Raw genomic sequence first — 1,245 nt, forward strand, 5'->3', positions numbered from 1 at the left:
CTGGCTGCCGGGGTCTCGGCCAGGCTCTTTCAACACCTGCACACGCGTTTCATCGCAGTGAATGACACGGCTGCTCAACAGGCTATCGCGCACTAAATTCAGCAGCGGCTGGAAGTGTTCACCGCACTGAATAACCCAGCGTGCCAACGTCTGGCGCGGGATATCGACGCCATGGCGGCCCAAGACTTTTTCGAAACGGTGAAGGGGTAGCCCGTCGACGTATTTAGTCGTCAACAACATCGCCAGAACACTTGGGCTGGCCATGCTTTTTTCAATCAGTTGAGCCGGCTTGTCCGCAGTGACCGGCGCCATCTCGCAGTCGCGGCAACCGTAAACTTTTCGAACGTGTTTGATCACACGGATCTGCATCGGCACGATTTCAAGCTGCTCGCTGACTTCTTCGCCAATAGTGTGTTTGCGGCAACCGCAGACGCACGTCAGTTCATGCTCGGGAAGTTCGTGGATGATTTCGATACGCGGCAAGTCGGTGGGTAATGGCTTGCGTTTGCCGCGGTGCTTGGTCGGGGCAACGACCTCTTCATCTGTTGCTTCGTCGATAGACTCGACGACGCTCTCTACTTCATTGAAGAGGGCCAGTTGTGGCGTTGCCGTATCAGCTGTTTGTTCGGACTTTCGTCCGAACAGGCGCTGAAGCAAGAGCGCATTTTGTTCTTCTAACCGAACAATCTTTCCCTTATCCAACTGACGCTCGTCGAGCATCTGCCCAAGCATTTGCTTGAGCAGAACGGGATCATCTGGAAGATTTTCGGGCAAGGAATTCATGCCCTGGATTATACCGAATCAGGCTACGAATCGCGGCGTCAAAACTTGATGAGGACGGTTGCGCCAGAGGTCAAAGCCATCGAGCAGCCAGTTGAGTTCCTGGACGGTCAGAACGATCGCCTCGTCGCTGGCGTCAGGCGAAGTTTTGAACCGTTCGGATTCAAGGCGTTTGAGCCAAAGGCAGAAGCCGTTGCGCTCCCAATATAAAATTTTCACTCGGTTGCGGGGTTTGTTGAGGAAAACGAAAAGCACAGGGTCGAATACGGCAACTTTAATATCCAGCTCGACCAGAGCCGCCAAGCCGTCGATAGATTTTCGGAAGTCGACGGGCTTGGGGTACAGATACACTTTTTCGACTTTAGCATCGGGTCGCATCATGGCGAGCGGGCTCCTAAGGGAATCGGGAGCACAGCATCCGGGATCAGCTAAGCGCTTTGAATGTGGGGTTTATGGAGCGCTTAC

Annotated in this window: 2 protein-coding genes; both read right to left on the bottom strand. The window is 54.1% G+C overall.

The genetic code is table 11. The annotated features are described in order from the left end of the window. The coding region (locus B347_RS0106880; protein WP_033387353.1) for an IS66 family transposase at window positions 1-783 on the bottom strand (783 nt) is incomplete at its 3' end. Window positions 784-801: 18 nt separating this feature from the next. After that, on the bottom strand, window positions 802-1,161 hold the full coding sequence (tnpB, locus tag B347_RS0106885) for an IS66 family insertion sequence element accessory protein TnpB (RefSeq protein WP_019408967.1): 360 nt from the start codon (window positions 1,159-1,161) through the stop codon (window positions 802-804). Window positions 1,162-1,245 lie beyond the last annotated feature (84 nt).

Origin of the sequence: Pseudomonas psychrophila HA-4, assembly GCF_000282975.1 — a bacterium.
Classification (GTDB): Bacteria; Pseudomonadota; Gammaproteobacteria; order Pseudomonadales; family Pseudomonadaceae; genus Aquipseudomonas; species Aquipseudomonas psychrophila_A.